This is a genomic window from Pseudomonas taeanensis MS-3 (assembly GCF_000498575.2).
Taxonomy (GTDB): Bacteria; Pseudomonadota; Gammaproteobacteria; order Pseudomonadales; family Pseudomonadaceae; genus Aquipseudomonas; species Aquipseudomonas taeanensis.
In genome coordinates this window covers 1497758-1517532 of the sequence record NZ_AWSQ01000001.1, presented here as the reverse complement: position 1 = coordinate 1517532, position 19775 = coordinate 1497758, and the positions used below count along the sequence as shown (strand labels likewise).

General features: G+C 61.0%; 16 protein-coding genes. 6 read left to right on the top strand and 10 right to left on the bottom strand.

All coding sequences use genetic code 11. The features are described from left to right. Nucleotides 1–32: 32 nt before the first annotated feature. The 3 genes from cgtA to rplU all read right to left on the bottom strand — a co-directional run bounded on the left by cgtA (nt 33) and on the right by rplU (nt 2035). Nucleotides 33–1250, bottom strand: coding sequence for an Obg family GTPase CgtA (gene cgtA, locus TMS3_RS06590; protein ID WP_025164465.1), 1218 nt, complete (start codon nt 1248–1250; stop codon nt 33–35). Between the two features lie 176 nt (nt 1251–1426). After that, nucleotides 1427–1684 carry a 50S ribosomal protein L27 gene (rpmA, locus tag TMS3_RS06585; RefSeq protein WP_007950960.1) on the bottom strand — a complete coding sequence of 86 codons (258 nt, stop codon included), beginning with the start codon at nt 1682–1684 and terminating at the stop codon, nt 1427–1429. A 39-nt stretch (nt 1685–1723) separates the two neighbouring features. Next, the gene (rplU, locus tag TMS3_RS06580) at nt 1724–2035 is read right to left on the bottom strand and encodes a 50S ribosomal protein L21 (RefSeq protein WP_025164464.1); all 312 of its coding nucleotides are present in this window, start codon (nt 2033–2035) and stop codon (nt 1724–1726) included. A 245-nt stretch (nt 2036–2280) separates the two neighbouring features. Here rplU and TMS3_RS06570 point away from each other — a divergent pair, with 245 nt between their 5' ends. Both TMS3_RS06570 and TMS3_RS06565 read left to right on the top strand, forming a co-directional pair. Continuing rightward, nucleotides 2281–3249, top strand: a complete 969-nt coding sequence (locus TMS3_RS06570; protein WP_025164462.1) for a polyprenyl synthetase family protein — start codon at nt 2281–2283, stop codon at nt 3247–3249. Nucleotides 3250–3378: 129 nt separating this feature from the next. Then, complete coding sequence (locus tag TMS3_RS06565; protein ID WP_025164461.1) at nt 3379–3606, top strand: PA4570 family protein; 228 nt, start codon at nt 3379–3381, stop codon at nt 3604–3606. A gap of 108 nt (nt 3607–3714) precedes the next feature. Here the strand turns inward: TMS3_RS06565 and TMS3_RS06560 are convergent, their stop codons facing one another. From TMS3_RS06560 to TMS3_RS06540, 5 genes are all read right to left on the bottom strand, one after another. After that, entirely contained in the window at nt 3715–4332 is a 618-nt protein-coding gene (locus TMS3_RS06560; RefSeq protein ID WP_025164460.1) for an FKBP-type peptidyl-prolyl cis-trans isomerase, read from the bottom strand. A gap of 176 nt (nt 4333–4508) precedes the next feature. Next, complete coding sequence (locus tag TMS3_RS06555) at nt 4509–4805, bottom strand: DUF6482 family protein (RefSeq protein WP_025164459.1); 297 nt, start codon at nt 4803–4805, stop codon at nt 4509–4511. A 141-nt stretch (nt 4806–4946) separates the two neighbouring features. Further along, complete coding sequence (locus TMS3_RS06550) at nt 4947–5444, bottom strand: TIGR00645 family protein (protein ID WP_025164458.1); 498 nt, start codon at nt 5442–5444, stop codon at nt 4947–4949. A gap of 200 nt (nt 5445–5644) precedes the next feature. Further along, a complete protein-coding gene (locus TMS3_RS06545; protein WP_025164457.1) occupies nt 5645–5986 on the bottom strand; it encodes a PA4575 family protein in 342 nt (113 codons plus the stop codon). A 204-nt stretch (nt 5987–6190) separates the two neighbouring features. After that, nucleotides 6191–8677, bottom strand: coding sequence for a Lon protease family protein (locus tag TMS3_RS06540; protein WP_025164456.1), 2487 nt, complete (start codon nt 8675–8677; stop codon nt 6191–6193). A 142-nt stretch (nt 8678–8819) separates the two neighbouring features. Between TMS3_RS06540 and TMS3_RS06535 the strand changes: the two genes are divergently transcribed. Continuing rightward, complete coding sequence (locus TMS3_RS06535; protein WP_029866160.1) at nt 8820–10454, top strand: cation:proton antiporter; 1635 nt, start codon at nt 8820–8822, stop codon at nt 10452–10454. Here the strand turns inward: TMS3_RS06535 and TMS3_RS06530 are convergent. Then, nucleotides 10451–10786, bottom strand: a complete 336-nt coding sequence (locus TMS3_RS06530; RefSeq protein WP_029866159.1) for a TraR/DksA family transcriptional regulator — start codon at nt 10784–10786, stop codon at nt 10451–10453. The genes TMS3_RS06535 and TMS3_RS06530 overlap by 4 nt on opposite strands. Nucleotides 10787–11335: 549 nt before the next feature. On the opposite strand from TMS3_RS06530, the gene TMS3_RS06525 reads away from it, so the two are divergent. Then, on the top strand, nt 11336–12556 hold the full coding sequence (locus tag TMS3_RS06525) for an RtcB family protein (protein WP_025164455.1): 1221 nt from the start codon (nt 11336–11338) through the stop codon (nt 12554–12556). Between the two features lie 145 nt (nt 12557–12701). Then, nucleotides 12702–13070: a hypothetical protein gene (locus TMS3_RS06520; RefSeq protein WP_025164454.1), complete on the top strand. Its 369-nt coding sequence runs from the start codon at nt 12702–12704 to the stop codon at nt 13068–13070. A 56-nt stretch (nt 13071–13126) separates the two neighbouring features. On the opposite strand, the gene ettA is transcribed toward TMS3_RS06520, so the two are convergent. Further along, nucleotides 13127–14794, bottom strand: coding sequence for an energy-dependent translational throttle protein EttA (gene ettA, locus TMS3_RS06515; RefSeq protein ID WP_025164453.1), 1668 nt, complete (start codon nt 14792–14794; stop codon nt 13127–13129). Between the two features lie 636 nt (nt 14795–15430). On the opposite strand from ettA, the gene TMS3_RS06510 reads away from it, so the two are divergent. Then, entirely contained in the window at nt 15431–19618 is a 4188-nt protein-coding gene (locus TMS3_RS06510) for a sensor domain-containing protein (protein ID WP_029866158.1), read from the top strand. Nucleotides 19619–19775 lie beyond the last annotated feature (157 nt).

Below are 19775 nucleotides of genomic sequence, written 5' to 3'. Positions count from 1 at the left end.
AACGCCGCTATTAAGCGGCGTTGAAATTCTACTTAATCCCGGACATAAATGATTTCCGGGCCGTCATCGTCATCTTCGTCATCGAAGTCATCTTCGTCGACATCATCAACACTCTTGACCCCTGCCCGACGCAACGCACGCTGATCGTCCAGCTCCTGCAAGCGAGCACGCGCCTCATCTTCGATACGCTGATCCAACTCAGCCAACTCCGCGGCAAATTGCGGATTCTCGGCCACCTTCATGGCACGCTCTTCGAGATAACGCATGATGTCATGACACAAGCGCTCGGTACCCTCGCGAGCCAGGGCGGAGATAACATACACCGGCCCCTTCCACTCGAGCCGCGCGACGATCTCTGCGACCCGCGCCTCGTGCTCTTCTTCGAGCAGCTGATCGGCCTTGTTCAGCACCAACCAACGATCACGCTCAGCCAACGCCGGACTGAACTTGGTCAGCTCATCAACGATCACCGCCGCCGCCTCTATCGGGTCAGTCAGATCCAGCGGCGCCATATCCACCAGATGCAGGAGCAAGCGAGTTCGCGACAAGTGCTTGAGGAAGCGGATACCCAGCCCCGCACCTTCCGAAGCACCCTCGATCAGACCTGGAATATCGGCCACCACAAAACTCTTGTAGCGCTCGACACTCACCACACCCAGATTCGGGATCAGCGTGGTAAACGGATAGTCGGCGACTTTCGGCTTGGCAGCCGAGACCGAGCGGATAAAGGTGCTCTTGCCGGCATTGGGCAAGCCCAGCAGACCGACATCCGCCAACACCTTCAGCTCCAACTTGAGGTCACGCGAGTCGCCCGGCTTGCCTGGCGTGGTCTGCCGCGGCGCACGATTGGTACTGGACTTGAAGCGGGTATTACCCAGGCCATGCCAGCCACCCTGCGCGACCAGCAAACGCTGACCAGCCTTGGTCAGATCGCCGATCACCTCCTGGGTTGCCGAATCGATCACCGTCGTACCAATCGGCACCGGCAGGATCAAATCCTCACCCTTACTCCCGGTGCAATCAGTGCTGCCGCCCTTCTCGCCATTCTGAGCCTGAAAACGGCGGGTATAGCGATAGTCCACCAGAGTATTGAAGTTCTCGGCCGCCTCGATATACACCGAGCCACCATCACCCCCATCACCACCGTTGGGCCCACCCTTCTCGATGAACTTCTCACGTCGGAAGCTCATCATGCCGTTGCCGCCATCGCCCGCTTTTACAAATATCGATACTTCATCGACGAATTTCATTGAGTACGCCTCCCGCAACGAGTACGGGTTATCTAAAACGTAAAACACCAGGTTCTTGCAAAATTGACCTGCGCCCTAACAGAACGCTACACCCAGGACAGTTTGGCAAGAACCCCAAGAATACAGAAACAAAAAAGCCCCGTCGCAAGGACGGGGCTTCTCCAGCAGCCTCGCGATTAAGCCGCGACGACGCTCACGTAACGGCGGTTGAACGCGCCCTTTACTTCAAACTTGATCACGCCTTCGATTTTAGCGAAGAGAGTGTGATCTTTACCCATGCCAACGCCGTAACCGGCGTGGAACTGGGTACCGCGCTGACGCACGATGATGTTGCCTGCCTTGATAACCTGGCCGCCATACATCTTCACGCCAAGGCGTTTGGCTTCTGAGTCGCGACCGTTGCGGGTACTACCGCCAGCTTTTTTGTGTGCCATGAGTTCAATACTCCTATAAAGGGATCAGGCCGAAACGAATCAGGCCTGAATACCGGTGATTTTGATCTCGGTGTACCACTGACGGTGGCCCTGGCGCTTCATGTGGTGCTTACGACGACGGAACTTGATGATAGTAACCTTGTCGTGACGGCCTTGAGCTACCACTTCAGCCACAACCTTGGCACCGTCAACAACCGGAGCGCCGATTTTTACGTCGTCACCATTGCCGACCAACAAAACGCGATCAAAGGTCACGGCTTCGCCAGTGCCCAGCTCGAGTTTTTCGACCTTGAGGAATTCGCCTTCGGTGACTTTGTATTGCTTGCCACCAGTAACAATTACTGCGTACATGGTAAATCTCCGTTAATCCTGCTCACCCAGCGCTTTATAGGGATAGTAATCGGCTGGCATGGCTGCTTGGGGCCGGAAGGACACCCTTGCAATTGCGTAAGGCAGGGAAATACCCAGGGGGAAGTTCAGGGTGCGCGATTGTACGCAAGCCACCCGCTGCGCGCAAGCACCCAGGGCACTCACCTTGACAGCCCCTACCCTGCCCCCTAGCATGCCGCGCAATCATTCAGGAGCACTTGTCGCTGATGCAACCCCAGGCTTTCTACCGCGTGGTGGCGGACGATTTCACCGCTGTCGACGGCATCATCCGCCAGCAACTAGTGTCGCGCGTGCCCTTGGTGGAAAAAATCGGCGACTACATTATCTCTGCTGGCGGCAAACGCCTGCGGCCGTTGCTGGTTCTGCTCTGCGGCAAGGCGCTGGGCCGGGACGACGAGCAACTACGCCTGCTCGCTGCCACCATCGAGTTCCTGCACACCGCTACCCTGCTGCATGATGACGTGGTCGACATGTCCGACATGCGTCGCGGCCGCTCGACTGCCAACGCCCAGTGGGGCAACGCGCCCAGCGTACTGGTCGGCGACTTCCTCTATTCGCGCTCCTTCGAAATGATGGTCGAACTCGACTCCATGCCAGTGATGAAAATCCTCTCCAAGGCCACTCGAGTCATCGCCGAAGGCGAAGTCCTGCAGCTGTCGAAGATCCGCGACGCCAGCACCAGCGAAGAGACCTATATGGAGGTCATCCGCGGCAAGACTGCGATGCTCTTCGAAGCCTCGACCCATAGCGCCGCAGCCCTGGCCGGCGCCTCGGCCGACCAGACCGAAGCGCTGCGCAACTTCGGCGACCATCTGGGCGTGGCCTTCCAGCTGGTTGATGACCTGCTCGACTACCGCGGTGACGCAGCGGCCCTCGGCAAGAATGTCGGCGACGATCTGGCCGAAGGCAAACCGACCCTGCCATTGATCTACACCATGCGCGAAGGCACGGCCGAGCAAGCGGCGCTGGTACGCCAAGCGATCCAGAAAGGCGGCATCGAGAACCTGGAAAGCATCCGCAACGCAGTGGAAGCGGCGGGCGCCCTGGATTACACCGCACAACTCGCCCGCGACTTCGCCGAGCGTGCCATCGCCTGCCTGGATACCTTGCCCGCCAGCGAATACCGCGACGCACTGATCGAGTTAAGCCACTTCGCCGTCGCCCGTACTCACTGACAGGACGCGTGCAATAAAAAGCCCGTCTCGATGACGGGCTTTTTATTGCACGACGAAAGGCAGTAATTGAGGCTTGCTATTAATTGAATAGGAATTATTCTCATCAAACCACTTAAAGGGAGATGAGTCATGACCTATCTGATCGACGCCTGGCTGGACCGGCCACAGCCTTACCTGCGCATTCTGGATCGCGAAACAGGTGAAGTGTGTGCGGTTCTGGAAGAAGCAGCTCTGGATGAGCTACGCGGTCAGGGCGACCTGGACTTGCATGAGCTGAGTTCCAACGAACCCTTGGTACTCAAAGAGCTGGTGCGCAACCTGTTTCTGTACTGCTACGCCCGGGCATTGCGCCCTTGATGCGGCTTTCCGCTACCAATACGGCATCGCGAGCAATGTCCGCGATGCCGCAAGGTTGCGCCTGGCCGAATAGCGCTTTGCGCCAGCCGGCCGACCTTCCGTGAGCGCTTAGAGAATTTCCAGCAGCTCTACATCAAACACCAGCACACTGTGTGGCGGGATGCTACCGACGCCCTGGGCGCCATAGGCCAGCTCGCTCGGCACATACAGGCGCCACTTGCTACCGGTGTTCATCAATTGCAGGGCCTCGACCCAACCAGCGATCACCCCGCCAACCGGAAACTCTGCCGGCTGACCACGCTCGTAGGAGCTGTCGAACACAGTGCCGTCGACCAGGGTACCGTGATAATGCGCACGGATGGTGTCTTCTGCCGATGGCTTGGCGCCTTCGCCAGCGGTCAGCACTTCGTATTGCAGGCCAGAGGCCAGCACGGTAATGCCTTCACGCGTGGCGTTTTCACCCAGGAAAGCCACACCAGCGCTGGCAGCTTCTGCAGCCTTGGCCTCTGCGGCAGCCTGCATGACGTCACGAATGACCTTGAAACTGGCCGATAGCTCAGCCTCGTCGACACGGCTCGCCTGACCAGAAAATGCATCGGAAAGGCCGGCCAGGACTGCATCCAGGCTCACGCCCGGCGGTGGATTGTCACGCAGCTGACCGCCCAGCTGACGGCCAATGCCGTAGCTGACGCGGGTTTCGTCTGTAGAGAGATTGAGTTCGGACATGACACTGCTCCGCAGGGGCAAAAAAGGCCGGCCAGACTAGCACAATTGCCTGAGCGGCCCTACCCACTGACGGCGCCTGGCGCAGTACCAAGCCCTGTATTGCCCACACCTGCGGTCTTGATTTGTTCGCAGCGAAGTTTACCGCCGCCCGGTCTAGCCCTTTGCCACAATGGGCCTCAGTGCGACCCGGCGGGGTGCTTGATGCGCGGATCTTCAGGCATACCGCACATTTCATCGTGCTCCTGCGTCTGCACCAAATGCAGCGGCGGTAGCTGCGGTAACGAGTGCAACAGGTCTCGGGCATGCTCCAAAGAGCGCAGGTGCTGAAGATGCCCACGCCCATCCTCAAGCGTGAAGGGACGGCCGCCCACGCGCGCCTCCAACAAGTAGTAGTTACCACCCTCGAGGGAGATCAGATTCAACTCGTCGACATGCCCTGCGCGGGCATGACTGGAAAGGTCGTGCAGGTTCATGGCAATACCTCGCGCAAACGACTCGTACTAACCCCATACAGATACAGTGTTTGCAGTAGGTCGCAGAAGCACAAGGCAGAAACCCGACCGCCCGTCCGTTTCGCAACGAGCGGGCGGTCAAGATCAGGGAAATAGCGTTGATCAGCTGTGGTCGTGCTTGGTCAACTTGTCCAGATACCCCATGGCGAAGGCCGAGACCACGAAAGTCATGTGGATGATCACGTACCACAACAACTTGTTATCGGGGATGTTCTTCGCGTCCATGAACACCTTGAGCAGGTGGATCGAGGAGATCGCCACAATGGAGGCGGCGACTTTCATCTTCAGCGAGCCGGAATCCATCTTGCCCAGCCAGTTGAGCTTTTCCTTGCCTTCGTCGATGTCCAATTGTGAAACGAAATTTTCGTAGCCGGAAATCATCACCATCACCAGCAACCCCCCGACCAGCGCCATGTCGATCAACGACAGTATCACCAGGATCAGATCCGCCTCGGCCATGGCGAACACGCTGGGGATGATATGAAAGATCTCTTGAAAGAACTTCACGGCCAATGCCAACAACCCGAGCGACAAGCCGAAGTAGATCGGCGCCAGCAGCCAACGAGAGGCGTACATCGTGTTTTCGATAAAGCGTTCCATGGGGTCTCACAGGGGGATTCAAAACCGACGGCGAGTATACCCAGCACGACCCAGCAGACAAAGACTGGAAACGCACAACCCTCCGCTCGGACGACTCCCTCGAACTGTGGACAATCATCTGGCCCCCCCAGTATTAACGCCCACACACCCGCCTACCCCAGCCCCGGTGCCGACGGTACAACTGCTGAGCAAACGGCCGCTCAGGTTTCAGGGTTGAACTGATAATTACCGATATGATGGCAGCGCTCGCCGTTCAAGCGGCGCAGTTCGGCTTGCACGTGCAAGCGCCAAATCGGCAATTCGCGGCATTCGTCATAGCCTTGGGTGGCCAGACTTTCGGCGATCCCTGCCAGCACTCCTTCTGCCACAACAGGCCCATAAAACGGGCCTTGCGCCTTGATGGCGGAAGGTTGCTCGCCAGAAATACCGGCGGCGCAGATTAGTGTCCAGAGTCCATTCTCACCGGCCAGTGGCAACACCACGCATTCGATGCGGGTGACCAGGCCCAAACATTGACGAGTGAGGCAGAGGCAACGCGGCATGGCGGCGACCCTCGCTAGATCAGGTCTTCAGCCTACACCCGTACGGGCGACTCAGGGAAGTCGGCAGTTATTTCGAATCGCTGTGGATAACTCTGTGGATGAGCGTAAAAAGATCTGCCCGCTTCGCCTGCCTTACCCGGCAAAGCGCTCGCCGAGTGACGGGGCAATCACTCGGCGAGGCCACACCACCATCAGGCGGCCACTTCAGCCTGCCGGCTTCTCCGGGCGCGATTTTTTCTCCTTGGCCGCAACGGGCGCACTCGTCTTACCCTCGGTCGTCTTGTCCGCGTCTTTTTTATCCTCGACCTTGTCATCCTCGCCCATGCCGATCTCGGCGATCTCGCGCAGTCGCTCGACCACCCGCGCATTGACACTGCCTGCGGGGAACTGGCCCTCGGCATTAGGGCTACCCGCTTCCTCACCGATCAGCAGGCTCAGGGCCTCGTCCACATGGCGCACCGCATAGACATGGAACTGCCCGGCACGCACCGCCTGTAACACTCGCTCATCGAGCATCAGCGTGGTGACGTTGGAGTACGGAATAATCGCGCCCTGCTCACCCGTCAGGCCACGTGCCTCGCACAGCCGGAAGAAGCCTTCGATCTTTTCGTTAACTCCGCCGACCGCTTGCACCTCACCAAACTGATTGATCGAGCCGGTGATGGCGAAGCACTGCTTGAGGGGTTTGCGCGACAGAGCCGAGATCAACGTACACACCTCGCCCAGCGAGGCGCTGTCACCGTCGACATAACCGTAGGACTGCTCCAGGGCGATACTCGCGGAGATTTCCAGCGGGAACTCCTGGGCGTAGCGACTGCCAAGATAACCGGTGAGGATCATCACCCCCTTGGAGTGAATCGGCTGTCCCAGGTTGACCTCACGCTCGATGTCGACGATGCCCGAGCCGCCGGGATAGACAGTGGCGGAAATTCGCGCCGGCACACCGAAGGCCGAGTCGCCGACTTCCAGCACGGTCAGGCCATTGCATTTACCGACGGCGGCGCCGGCGGTGTCGATCAGGATGATACCGGCCAGCATGTCGTCGATGATCCGCGCCGAGACCCGTCCGGTACGCGTGGCCTTGGCTTTCAGCGCGCGCTCGATATGGCCAACCTCGGTGACCTTTTCATTGGCCAACTGGCGAATGAAGTCTGCCTCGCTGACCAACTGAAACAGATCACCGATGCGCGCCGACAGACGTCCCTGATGCTCGGCCAGGCGTGCACTGTAGGTTGCCAGCCGCGCCACGGCGGCAGCGGTCAGTGGCGCCATGCCCTCTTCGGTTGTGCGGGTTTTGATCAACTGGGCGAACTGTTCCAGGCTCTCGTTGGCCAGAGGAATGTCCTCGTCGAAGTCGACCAGCACGCGAAACATTTCCTGGAAATCCGGGTCGTGATCCTGCAACGCGTAATACAGCTGGCGGGCGCCGATGATGATCACCTTGACCTGCAGCGGAATCACCTGCGGATTGAGGGTCACGGTGGCAATCCGGCCGAGGTCGCCGAGCGGCGATTCCATCTTCAGCTGGCGCGAATGCAGGGCGCGCTTGAGCGCATCCCAGACGAAGGGCTCGCCGAGCATCTTTTCGGCCTCGAGAATCAGGAAGCCGCCGTTGGCCCGGTGCAGCGCACCGGGGCGAAGCTGGCGGTAGCTGGTGTAGAGCGCCCCTTGGTCAGCGTTATATTCGATGCGACCGAACAGGTTGTCATAGGTCGGGTGCGACTCGAACACCACCGGCGCACCGCCGTCGGCATGGTGGCCAACCACCAGACTCGGGCAGTACTGCTCTTCCAGCAACATGCGGGTCTGTGCGTCGGCTTTCTCCACCTCGACCAGTTGATCGACCACGGTTTTCAGCAGGTTGACCTGGACCGCCTGAAGATAGGCGCAGACCCCGGCATTCTCGGCATATTTTTCCGACAAGGGTGCGAGCAAGGGCTGCAAGGCTACGGTGATGGTTTCTTCATTCAACTGACGCAGCTGGTTGCTCGACTCACGCTTCCACTGCGGCAGGCTCGCCAGCTCCTCGTTCAAGCGCTCCTCGAGTGCGGCAATATCGAGATGGAAGCGCTCCCGTTCGGCCTCCGGCAACTGGGCGAACTCTGCCTCATCCAGGGCCTTGCCCTCGAGCATCGGGGTGAAGGCGATATTGCTGCTGTCGCGGTACAGGGCGACGCCTTTTTCCAACGATAAACGCTCGATCACATCCAGCGCCTGGTCGTAGCGTTTGTTGAAGGCGCGGTCGATCGCGCTCTTCTTCTGCTGGTAGGACGGGTGCTCGAACACCGCCGGGAAGGTTGCCAGCAGATTGTCGATCAGCAGACCGATGTCGGCGATGAAATCACTGGCCGTGCCGGCAGGCAGTTCTAGCGCTCGCGGCTCACGCGGCTCATTGAAGTGGTTGACATAAACCTGATCGGCTGGGGTTTCCAGGCGCTTGGCTTCGGCCTTGAGGTAGCGTTTAACGAAGGAAAACCGGCCGGTGCCAGGCTCACCCATAACGAACACGTTGTATCCAGGACGCGGCATCGCCACACCGAACTGCAAGGCTTCTACCGCGCGCTCCTGGCCCAGCACGCCGCGAAAAGGCTCCAGATCATCGGTATTGGCGAAGTTGAACTGTTCCGGGGCAAAGGGTCGGGTTAGTGCATCGGGCGCTAGCCGCAGATGGGTAGCAACGGAGTCGGGCATTGGAAATCCTTGAACGGAGGGCACAGGCTAGAGAAATCATGGCCGTATCAGACGTCGGCGACAAGCCATAAGCTTGATACAACGCAGCCATGTGATTAACGGATGCGCCTAAAGTACAACGTGCCCATACGGAAGCAAACGCATGAGTCTTTTTCAGGAAGTGGCCGCACTGCTCGCGCTTTCTGCCCTGTTCGGTGGTTTGGCGGTAAAACTGCGCCAACCATTGCTCATCGCCTACATTTTCGTGGGAATTCTCGCCGGCCCGACCGTACTGGGCCTTAGCAGCGATATTGAACTGCTTGCCTTGCTCGCGGAAATCGGCATTACCGTGCTGCTCTTCGTGGTCGGCCTGAAGCTCGACATGCGCCTGGTGCGGACCCTCGGACGCGTGGCATTGGTGGCTGGCCTGGGGCAACTGCTGTTCACGGTCATACTCGGCTATGGACTATGCCTGCTGCTCGGGTTGAGTGTGGTGGAGGCGGTCTTCGTGGCAGTGGCCCTGGCCTTTTCCAGCACTATCATCATCGTCAAGCTGCTGTCCGACAAAGGCGAAATCGACTCACTGCAAGGGCGTATGGCCATGGGCATCCTGATCGTGCAGGACATCGCCGTGGTGCTGGCGATGCTCCTGCTCAACCTGCTCAACCCCGTCGCAGCCCCTCACCACACGGCAAATCTGCTCGGCCTGGTGAGCCTCCTGACCGGAGGTAGCCTGGGCCTGTATCTGTTGATGCGCTATGCCCTGCCGCGGCTGCTACGTGGAATGTCGCGCTCCCCCGAACTGCTCATGCTCTTCGCCGTAGCCTGGGGCACCCTGCTGGCCGGCGGCGCCGAAGCGCTGGGCCTGTCCAAAGAACTCGGGGCATTCCTCGCCGGTTTCTCCCTGGCCTCCACACCATTGCGCGAAGCCATCGCCAGCCGCCTGACCAGCCTGCGCGACTTTCTCCTGCTGTTCTTCTTCATCTACTTGGGCATCCAACTGGACTTCACCCACATTCAGGGCCAGCTCTGGCAAGCCGCCGCGCTATCGCTGTTCGTGCTGCTGGTAAAACCGCTGATCGTCATGCTGATCATGGGCGGATTGGGTTTTCGCAAACGCACCAGCTTCGTCACCGGGCTGACCCTGGCGCAGATCAGCGAATTTTCCATCATCTTCGTCGCCGTGGGCGTGGGCCTGCAGCAGGTGAGTCAGTCCGCCCTAGGCCTGACCACCCTGGTTGGGCTGATTACCATCACCCTGTCCACCTACCTGATTCTCTATGCCCAGCCGCTGTTTGCACGCCTCGCGCCGTGGCTAGGTGCGCTCGAGCGACGGATCCCCCACCGCGAGAACGTGGCGGACAACCCGCCCTACGACAGCCTTCCAGACGTCATCCTGTATGGCATGGGCCGTTATGGCCGGCAATTGGCCGAACAGCTGGAGCAAGGCGGCATGCGCGTGCTGGGCGTGGACTTCGACCCAGAGGCCCTCGCCCTGGCGCGCAAGGACGGGATCAGCGTCTGCTATGGCGACGCCGAAGACGCCGACTTCCTCGCCCACTTGCCCCTGCACCAGGCACGCGCCCTGGTCAGCACCATTCCCCAGCGCGAGACCAATGCGCTGCTACTTAGGGCCGTGCGTGGCTTGTCGTTCCGGGGGCAGATCACCCTCAGCGCCTTCCATGAAGGCGATGCCGAAGCCTTCCATCACGCTGGTGCCGCCAGCGTGCTACGCCCCTATACCGATGCTGCGGAATCTGCCGCCCGACGCCTACTCGGGGACATGTCCGCCCGCTAGTGGCCGGCTTCACTGGCCTGTTCGGCACAGCGCAAACAATATTCACAGGCCGGCAGCACCTGCAGGCGTGCCGGCTCGATCGGCTCGCCGCAACGCAGGCAGTCGCCGTAGGTGCCTTCGGCCAGGCGCAGTTTGGCCAAGCCTACTTTGCGCATGCCTGCTTCGGCCTCGGCCTGCAAGGCCTCCAGCACCTCATCGTTTTGTCGCTGCAGCGCTTGCTCGGCAAAGTCTGGCGAATGGCTACGCGCCAGATCCCGGCGAATCGCATTAGCCCGCGCGCTGTACTCGGCGAGCAGCGCATCCAGGGCCGCATGAGGATCGAAGGCAGGCATGGAAATACTCCTCGGTGATCACATCGCTAAAGTGGGGAAAGCAAACTACGGCGCGAGGCTACGCAGCGTCAAAAGCAGCCACACAAAAGTGCCACACTGAACGCTTCAGCGTCGCACCAAAGTAGTTTTCCAACGCTCTACTAAGTGTGGACGCTGCCACAGAGTCTGCATAATCGCTGGCGCAAACTTGTGCGCCGATGCGGCCCGAGCAGACCTGACCGATGCCCTCGTCACCTCCCAGCGGTGCCGTAACCAGAACAACACCCCAAATGGGTTTTGCCTTTAGCAGGCCCGAACACCGTAGCGCTGCGCGCGGGCGCGCGCGTGAACTCAACCAGGTGGCCGGCCCAAGGACACCCCTGTTGCTGGAGCTGAAGATGGATAGCTATTAAGCCCGCACAGGCCCACGGCGACTCGACTAGGTGTACGCTTTCCCTCAACGCAGTACTTTGTTCACACTGGCAAGTCCCTGATCGGGGCAGCAGCCTCTATGCAGCTGGGGCAGCGCCGAGTTACCTGACGGCTGTCCTCAAAACCCGTTTAAAGCCCATGAAACGCACCACACCACAGATTCTCCAAATCGCCACGGGCAAACCGATCAAGCTCTGGACCCAGGGCGTGCCGGTCGAACCAGAGGCGCGCCAGCAACTGCTCAACACGGCGCAGATGCCGTTCATCTTCAAGCACCTGGCGGTGATGCCGGACGTACACCTGGGCAAAGGTTCGACCATCGGCAGCGTCATACCTACAGTCGGCGCCGTTATTCCAGCCGCGGTGGGCGTGGACATTGGCTGCGGCATGATTGCCGTACGCACCTCATTGCTGGCCGGCGACCTGCCGGACAACCTGCACGGTCTGCGCAGCGCCATCGAGCAGGCCGTACCCCACGGCAAGACCTTCGGCAAGCACGACCAGGGCGCTTGGGCGGACGTGCCAAAAGCCGCGGATCAGGCCTGGCGTGCACTGGCCGGGCGCTTCGAGGCGATCACCAACAAATACCCGCGGCTGGAAAAGACCAACAACCGCCAGCACCTGGGTACGCTGGGCGGCGGCAACCACTTCATCGAGGTCTGCCTGGACGAGACGAATCGTGTTTGGTTCATGCTACACAGCGGCTCACGCGGGGTCGGCAACGCCATCGGCAGCCTGTTCATCGAGTTGGCCAAGACCGACATGCGCCAACACTTGGCCAACCTGCCGGACAGGGATCTGGCTTACTTCGAGGAGGGCGGCCGGCACTTCGCCGACTACCTCGAGGCGGTGGGCTGGGCGCAGGACTATGCCCAGCAGAACCGCGCGCTGATGATGCAGGCGGTGATCGCAACGGCGCGCCGAGTGATCGGCAAGCCCTTCGAGGCCCACCTGGAGGCGGTAAACTGCCACCACAACTACGTGCAGCAGGAGCGCCATTTCGGCCAGGACGTGCTGGTCACCCGCAAGGGCGCGTTATCCGCGCAGCGCGGCGAGCTGGGCATCATCCCCGGTTCGATGGGTGCGAAGAGTTTTATCGTCCGCGGCCTGGGCAACCAGGAGGCATTCTGTTCCTGCAGCCACGGCGCCGGTCGCAGCATGAGCCGCACGCAGGCGAAGAAACTGTTCGGCGTGGCAGACCAGATCCGCGCCACCGCCCACGTCGAGTGCCGCAAAGACAAAGAGGTGATCGACGAAATCCCCATGGCCTACAAGGACATCGACGCGGTGATGCAGGCCCAGCGCGAGCTGGTCGAAGTGTTGCATACCCTGCGCCAGGTGGTCTGCGTCAAGGGCTGAAGGCGAGCGCCTAACAGTGCCGTCACGGCGCCTTGACGAATTCATCACATCACCAGGCCTAGACTTCACCCACGACAGGTTCCTGGCAGCACAGGACTACTTCATCGATGCACGCGCCCGCGTCCAGGCGCAGGAGGAATCCTCTATGGCGTTGCCTTATGCCACCCTGGTTGCCGTCGCGCTGGCGGCTGGCGCAATCGCCGGCTGCGCCAGCACCCACGACTACCTGATCGCCCAAGGCTATCCGCCGGCCTTTGCCGATGGCTACCAGCACGGCTGCAACAGTGGCCATCAGGCGGCTGGAGCGATCAGCGGCAACTTCCACAAAGACGTGCCACGCTACTTGCGCGAAACCCAGTACGCCACCGGCTGGGACGATGGTTTTCGTCAATGCCAGGCCATGCAGGAAAGCAGCGAGCGCCAGGCATGGCACGAAGAGCGGCAAGACGAACACGAGGAGGCCTGGCAGCGTGAAAAGGACCGGGCCTGGGGCAAGGCCATGCACACGCCCTGAACCCAGGATAAAAAAACGGAGCCCAGGGGCTCCGTTTTGACGGGTCTAGCGAATGCTTACTGCGCCAGCTTCTTGTAGCGTACGCGGTGCGGCTGCGCCGCCGCCTCGCCGAGGCGTTTCTTGCGGTCGGCTTCGTACTCGGTGTAGTTGCCTTCGAAGAACTCGATGTGCGAGTCGTCCTCGTACGCCAGGATGTGCGTGGCGACGCGGTCGAGGAACCAGCGATCGTGGGAGATGACGATGGCCGCGCCAGGGAAGTCGAGCAGCGCTTCCTCCAGCGAACGCAGGGTTTCCACGTCAAGGTCGTTGGACGGTTCGTCGAGCAGCAGTACGTTGGCACCTTCCTTGAGGGTCAGGGCCAGATGCAGGCGGCCACGTTCACCACCGGAGAGGTCCTTGACGAACTTCTGCTGGTCGCCGCCCTTGAAGTTGAAGCGCCCCACGTAGGTACGCGACGGCACCTCGTAATTGCCGATGCGGATCATGTCGGAGCCGCCGGATACCGCTTCCCACACACTCTTGCTGCCGTCGAGGTCGTCGCGGCTCTGGTCGACGCAGGCCAACTGCACGGTTTCACCGAGCTCGATGCTGCCCGAGTCCGGCTGTTCCTTGCCCATCAGCATGCGGAACAGGGTCGACTTACCGGCGCCGTTACCGCCGATGACCCCGACTATGGCGCCCTTCGGCATACTGAACGACAGGTTGTCGATCAGCGCGCGGTCGCCATAGCCCTTGCTGACGTTGACGAAGTCGATAACCTTGTCGCCCAGGCGCGGGCCAACCGGAATGTAGATCTCGTTGGTTTCGCTGCGCTTCTGGAACTCCTGCGACTGCATTTCCTCGAAGCGCTGCAGGCGCGCCTTGGACTTCGACTGCCGCGCCTTGGCGCCCTTGCGCACCCACTCCAGCTCGTCCTTCATGGCCTTCTCATGGGCCGACTGCTGCTTGGACTCCTGGGCCAGACGATCGGACTTGGTTTCCAGCCAGCCGGAGTAATTGCCCTCGTAGGGAATACCGGCGCCACGGTCGAGTTCGAGAATCCAGCCGGCGACGTTATCCAGGAAGTAACGGTCGTGGGTGATCGCCACCACGGTACCGGGGAAGTCGTGCAGGAAGTGCTCCAGCCAGGCGACCGAGTCGGCGTCCAGGTGGTTGGTCGGTTCGTCCAACAGCAGCATGTCCGGGGCGGACAGCAACAGGCGGCACAGCGCTACCCGGCGCTTTTCGCCGCCAGACAACACCGCGACCTTGGCATCCCAAGGCGGCAGACGCAGGGCATCGGCGGCGACTTCCAGTTGGCGCTCAAGGTTGTGGCCATCGGAGGTCTGCAAGATGGCCTCCAGCTTGGCCTGCTCGGCGGCCAGCTTGTCGAAGTCGGCATCCGGTTCGGCATAGGCGGCGTAGACCTGATCCAGACGCGCCTGGGCGTCCTTGATCTGGCTGACGGCCTCTTCCACCACTTCGCGTACGGTCTTGCTAGGATCGAGCTGCGGCTCCTGCGGCAGGTAACCGACATTCAGCTCGGGCATCGGCCGTGCTTCGCCGTCGAACTCGGTGTCGACGCCAGCCATGATCTTCAACAGGGTGGATTTGCCCGAGCCGTTGAGGCCGAGCACGCCGATCTTGGCGCCGGGGAAGAAGGACAGAGAGATGTTCTTGAGGATTTCCCGCTTCGGCGGCACTACCTTGCTCAGCCGATGCATGGTGTAAACGTATTGGGCCATGGATAACCTTGGTTCTATGACAGGAGAATGGAGACGGGCCAGAGGTTGTTGCGCAGCCTGGCCTGGTTGGGGCGAGTGACTTCGCCCGGCGGCACCAGACCGGCGCTTCGCTCGCAACAGCAGACGCCCGCCTGCCGCAAGAACGGACAAACAGCTCCCGCGCGCGTGCGGCAAAATTACCGGAATGCGCGGTGCAGGGCAAACCACGCTCGTCGGCTGCGCTGGCACTTCGCCACAGTTGTGGCATTCTAGCCGCCCCTAATGGCCCCGTACTCGTTTAACCGGCCGCTGAAAAACCACTGCGCCAGGTCATGTCACGTTGAAATCCGCCTAACAAGCTCGCGTGCAACCCGTACAATGCGCGTCGCTATGTTGGTTGATTTTGCCTTAGGGCCGACATGAACATAAAAAATACCGTTACCCGCAGGCGATCCCAAGGCAGGGAAAGATCAGCAAAATGCGCTGAGCATTTTTCACAGCGGGCAGTTTTAGCCTGAGCTCGTTAGTTTTTTTAACGAATTGTTAAGCACCATACACCGCCTGCTTCACCAAGTCGTAGCCGCAGGATTTTTGTCAGTGTCAACAGCCTCACCACCTAGGTTACCCCGCGCACCAGGCGAGCTGCTGGCGGCGCCCATGCACGGCGCATTCAGGACCGGCTTGGTGGCGTTGGTGCTGGGCATGCTGGCTCTGCTGTTGTGGCAACTGCAGTTGGAGTCACGCCAGCTGCAGGACAACCAGCGGCAACTCAGCCACGAGTTCAGCGCACAGCTGGCCAACCACCTGAGCCTGAGCATGGAGCTGAAAGCCCGCGCTGGCTTGGCAATATTGCGCCAAAACACCTGGCCAGCCGACTCGACCGAGCAGCGTGAGGCTTTACTAAAAAATATCCGGGCCGTCTTCCCCAGCCTGCACAGCCTGGCCTGGCTTGGGCCGCGCGGCGGTATCCTCGCCGACAGCAGCCCTCAGACGGGTGATGCGCGCTACCTGGCCAACCTGTTTCAGCGCAACAGCGGTGAGCCTTATCACTATGCGTTCAGCACCAGTAACGGCGGGCGAATTCACCTGTTGTTACGTCAAACAGAGGCCAACGCCACGAGCGGGTACTGGGTTCTACGCTTGAGTGCCTTGACCCTGCGCAATTGGCTCAACGAGCACCACCAAAGCACACACCAGTGGCTGCTGGAAGACCGCCTGGCGCAACGGGTGATCACCCGCCAACATGACCAGCCACCCTCGAACCCCGCAGTATTTCCACTGGTGACCGCCGAGAACCTGGCGCAGAGCATTCTGCTCGCCCCTCTGCACGGCAGCGACTGGCAACTTCGCGCCCTATTCAACGAACGTAAGGTGCGCGCTCAGCTATTGCCGAAGCTGGCCGAAAAATTCCTGCTGTTTACCCTGTGCTCCCTGCTGACCCTGCTCGCGCTGTATCAACTGCTACGTGAACAGCGTGGCCTGCATGCGCTCAACGTCGCCTCTCGGCGCTCGCTGAAACAGGCCGCCAGCGCACTGAGCGCCATCGAGGAGCGGGTGCTGGTGACTGACAGCAACGGCCTGCTCAGCTACCTCAACCCCCAGGCTGAAACCCTGCTCGGCCTCAGCAGCCATGACGCTCAGAACCGGCACCTGCTCGAGCTGCTACCCAACCTGGACCCCCTGCTACTGCACGACACCGCCTTTCACAGCGACCGTGGCCCAGACCTGGTGGAGATATCCGAGGAAGGCGTGCCCCGACTCTTCGACATTTCCCGCAGCGATCTCGGGGACGCGGCACAGCGCCTGGGGTTCGTCTGGGTACTGCGCGACGTCACCGAAGAACGACACGCCATGCGCGTGGTGCAGGAAGCCCAACGTCGCTACCAGGACATCTTCGAAGGCGTCGGCACCGCACTCTGCGTACTCGACCTGGCAGGGCTGCAGGTTTACCTGCAGGATCAGCAGTTACGGGACAGCTGCGGCCTGACTCGCTGGCTGCACAAACACCCGCAACGACATGGCGAATTGCTCAAGCACCTGCGCTTTACCGAAACCAATCAGCTGGCCCAGCGCCTGCTCGGAGTCGGCTCAGCTGAGCAGGCCTGGGAATACCTGATCGACAGCGGCCCGCTGCGCCCCGACGGTTTCCGCGTGCAATTGATCAGAGCCCTGCTCGAGCGTGCCGGCCAGCTCGAGCTGGAAAGAAAAATCACTACCCCCCAGGGCCTGGAGCGCCACCTGTGGCTGGTGCTACGTCTCCCGGAGAATCCACAAGATCTGCAGGCGGTGACCCTGAGCATCAGCGATATCACCAGTCGTAAACGCATCGAGCTGTCCCTGGTCGAGCGCGAGCGTTTCTGGTCGGATGTGGTTCGCGCCGTGCCGGATACCCTGTACGTGCATGACATGTCGAACAAACGCGTACTGTTCAGCAATCACCACCTGGGCCTCCAGCTGGGTTACAGCACAGGCGAACTGAAGGACCTTGGCGAGCGCTTCTGGGAGCACATCCTGCACCCGGACGATAGCGACTACTACTGGCGCATCCGCAGCATGCAGCAGGTAGTAGGCAACGGTTTACTGCTCGAATCTCAGCTGCGCTGGCGCCATAGAAACGGTAGTTGGCGCTGGTTCAGCGTGCGCGAGCAGGCCCTCGCCCGGGACGCCTCAGGTCGCGTCAGCCGTCTGCTCGGCGTGGTCAAGGACATCACCGAACAGATCGAAAGCAGCGAGTCGCTGCGTGACAGCGAGCAGCGTTCCCGGCTGTTGGCGGAGAGCATCAGCGATGTGATCTTCTCCACCGACGATAGCCTGCAGCTCAGCTACGTCAGCCCATCGGTCGAGTCGGTGCTCGGCTATACGACCGAATGGGTGCTCGCCAACAACTTCCAGGGCATGACCACCAATCCGCAGCAACTGACCGGCCTCTTTCGGCTACTGGAACGCTTACGCTGCGCCCTCGGCGACCCGCAACGGATGTTCGAACTGCGCCAGCAGTTCCAGCCGCAGCTACTGGTCTTCGACTGCCTGCGCGCCGACGGCCACAAGATTCCCGTGGAACTGCGCGTGGTGCCCATGTGGGACGCTCATGGCCGCTTCGAGGGCTTGCTCGGGGTCGGCCGCGACATCAGCCAGCAACGCCGCGCAGACAAAGACCTGCGTATGGCGGCCACGGTGTTCGAACACTCCACCGCGGCGATCCTGGTCACCGACCCGGCTGGCTATATCGTCCAGGTCAACAAAGCCTTCAGCCGGGTCTGCGGCTACTCCTCGGCGCAGGTGCTCGACCAGTTGCCCGGCATGCTCACCGCCGACCACCAACAGGCCAGCCACCTGCACTACATCCTCGGCCAGCTCAACCAGCGCGGTAGCTGGGAGGGCGAAGTGTGGCTGAAGCGGCGCAACGGCGAGAGCTTCCCGGCCTGGGTCGGTATTACCGCGGTACAGGACGAGGAAGGCGACCTGGTCAGTTACGTGTGCTTCTTCAGCGACATGAGCGAGCGCAAAGCCAGCGAACAGCGGATTCACCGCCTGGCCTACTACGATGCCCTGACCCTGCTGCCCAACCGCACGCTGTTTCAGGATCGCCTGCACACTGCCCTGCTGCACGCCGAGCGGCATCAGGAGTGGGTGGTACTGATGTTCCTCGATCTCGACCGCTTCAAGCCGATCAATGACTCACTCGGCCACGCTGCCGGCGACCGCATGCTCAAGGATGTGGCCATTCGCCTCGCCGCCGGAGTCGACGATGACGACACCGTCGCGCGCATGGGTGGCGATGAGTTCACCGTGCTGCTGCAGTCGCATTCCACCCGCGAGGGCGCACTGAACCGGGCCATTCATGTCGCCGAACAGATACTCGCCAGCCTGGCTCAGCCGTTCATCCTCGAGGGCCGCGAATTTTTCGTCACGGCCAGTATCGGCATCGCCTTGAGCCCACAGGATGGCAATGAGCTCAGTCACCTGATGAAAAATGCCGACACGGCGATGTACCACGCCAAGGAGCGCGGCAAGAACAACTTCCAGTTCTATCAGGCGGACATGAACGCCAGCGCCCTGGAGCGCCTGGAACTGGAAAGCGACCTGCGCCATGCCCTGGAACAAGACGAATTCATCCTGCATTACCAGCCGCAGTTTTCCGGCGACGGCAAACGCCTGACCGGCGTCGAGGCCCTGCTGCGCTGGCAGCACCCGAGACGCGGACTGGTGCCGCCAGACGACTTCATTCCGGTGCTGGAAGAATTGGGGCTGGTGGTGCAGGTCGGTGACTGGGTATTGGCCGAAGCCTGTCGCCAACTGAAAAGCTGGCACGCGGCCAAGGTCCGTGTGCCGAAGATCTCGGTCAACCTCTCAGCCCGGCAGTTCACCGAAGGTGATCTGGACTCGCGTATCGCCGCGATTCTCGAACACAGCGGTATTCCGCCTGCCTGTCTGGAACTGGAGTTGACCGAGAGCACGCTGATGCAGGACGTGGCCAGCGCCATGCAAACCCTCGCCGACCTCAAGCGCCTGGGGCTGTGCATCGCCATCGACGATTTCGGCACCGGCTATTCGTCGCTGAACTACCTCAAGCAGTTCCCCATCGACGTACTGAAGATCGACCGCAGCTTCGTCGACGGTCTGCCGCAGGGCGAACAGGACGGGCAGATCGCCTGCGCCATCATCGCCATGGCTCACAGCCTGAACCTGACAGTGATCGCCGAAGGCGTGGAGACCCAGGCGCAGCTGGATTTCCTCCGCATACACGGTTGCGACGAAGTGCAGGGTTACCTGCTCGGCCACCCCATGTCCGCCCGTCGGTTCGCCGCCCAGTTCAGTGGTGCTGCGTTGTTCATGCTCAGCTAGGGCCAACGGCCTTGGCTGAGCAGCCACCCTGCCATCACCATTGTCGCAGGCTCAACCCGACAGAATGAGTTGCGCTTACCCGCCACATGACCAAGCTTCATATGCCCACTGACGGCGGATGCGTTAGAATTCGCTCCCTCTTTCAACCGCCCAACTG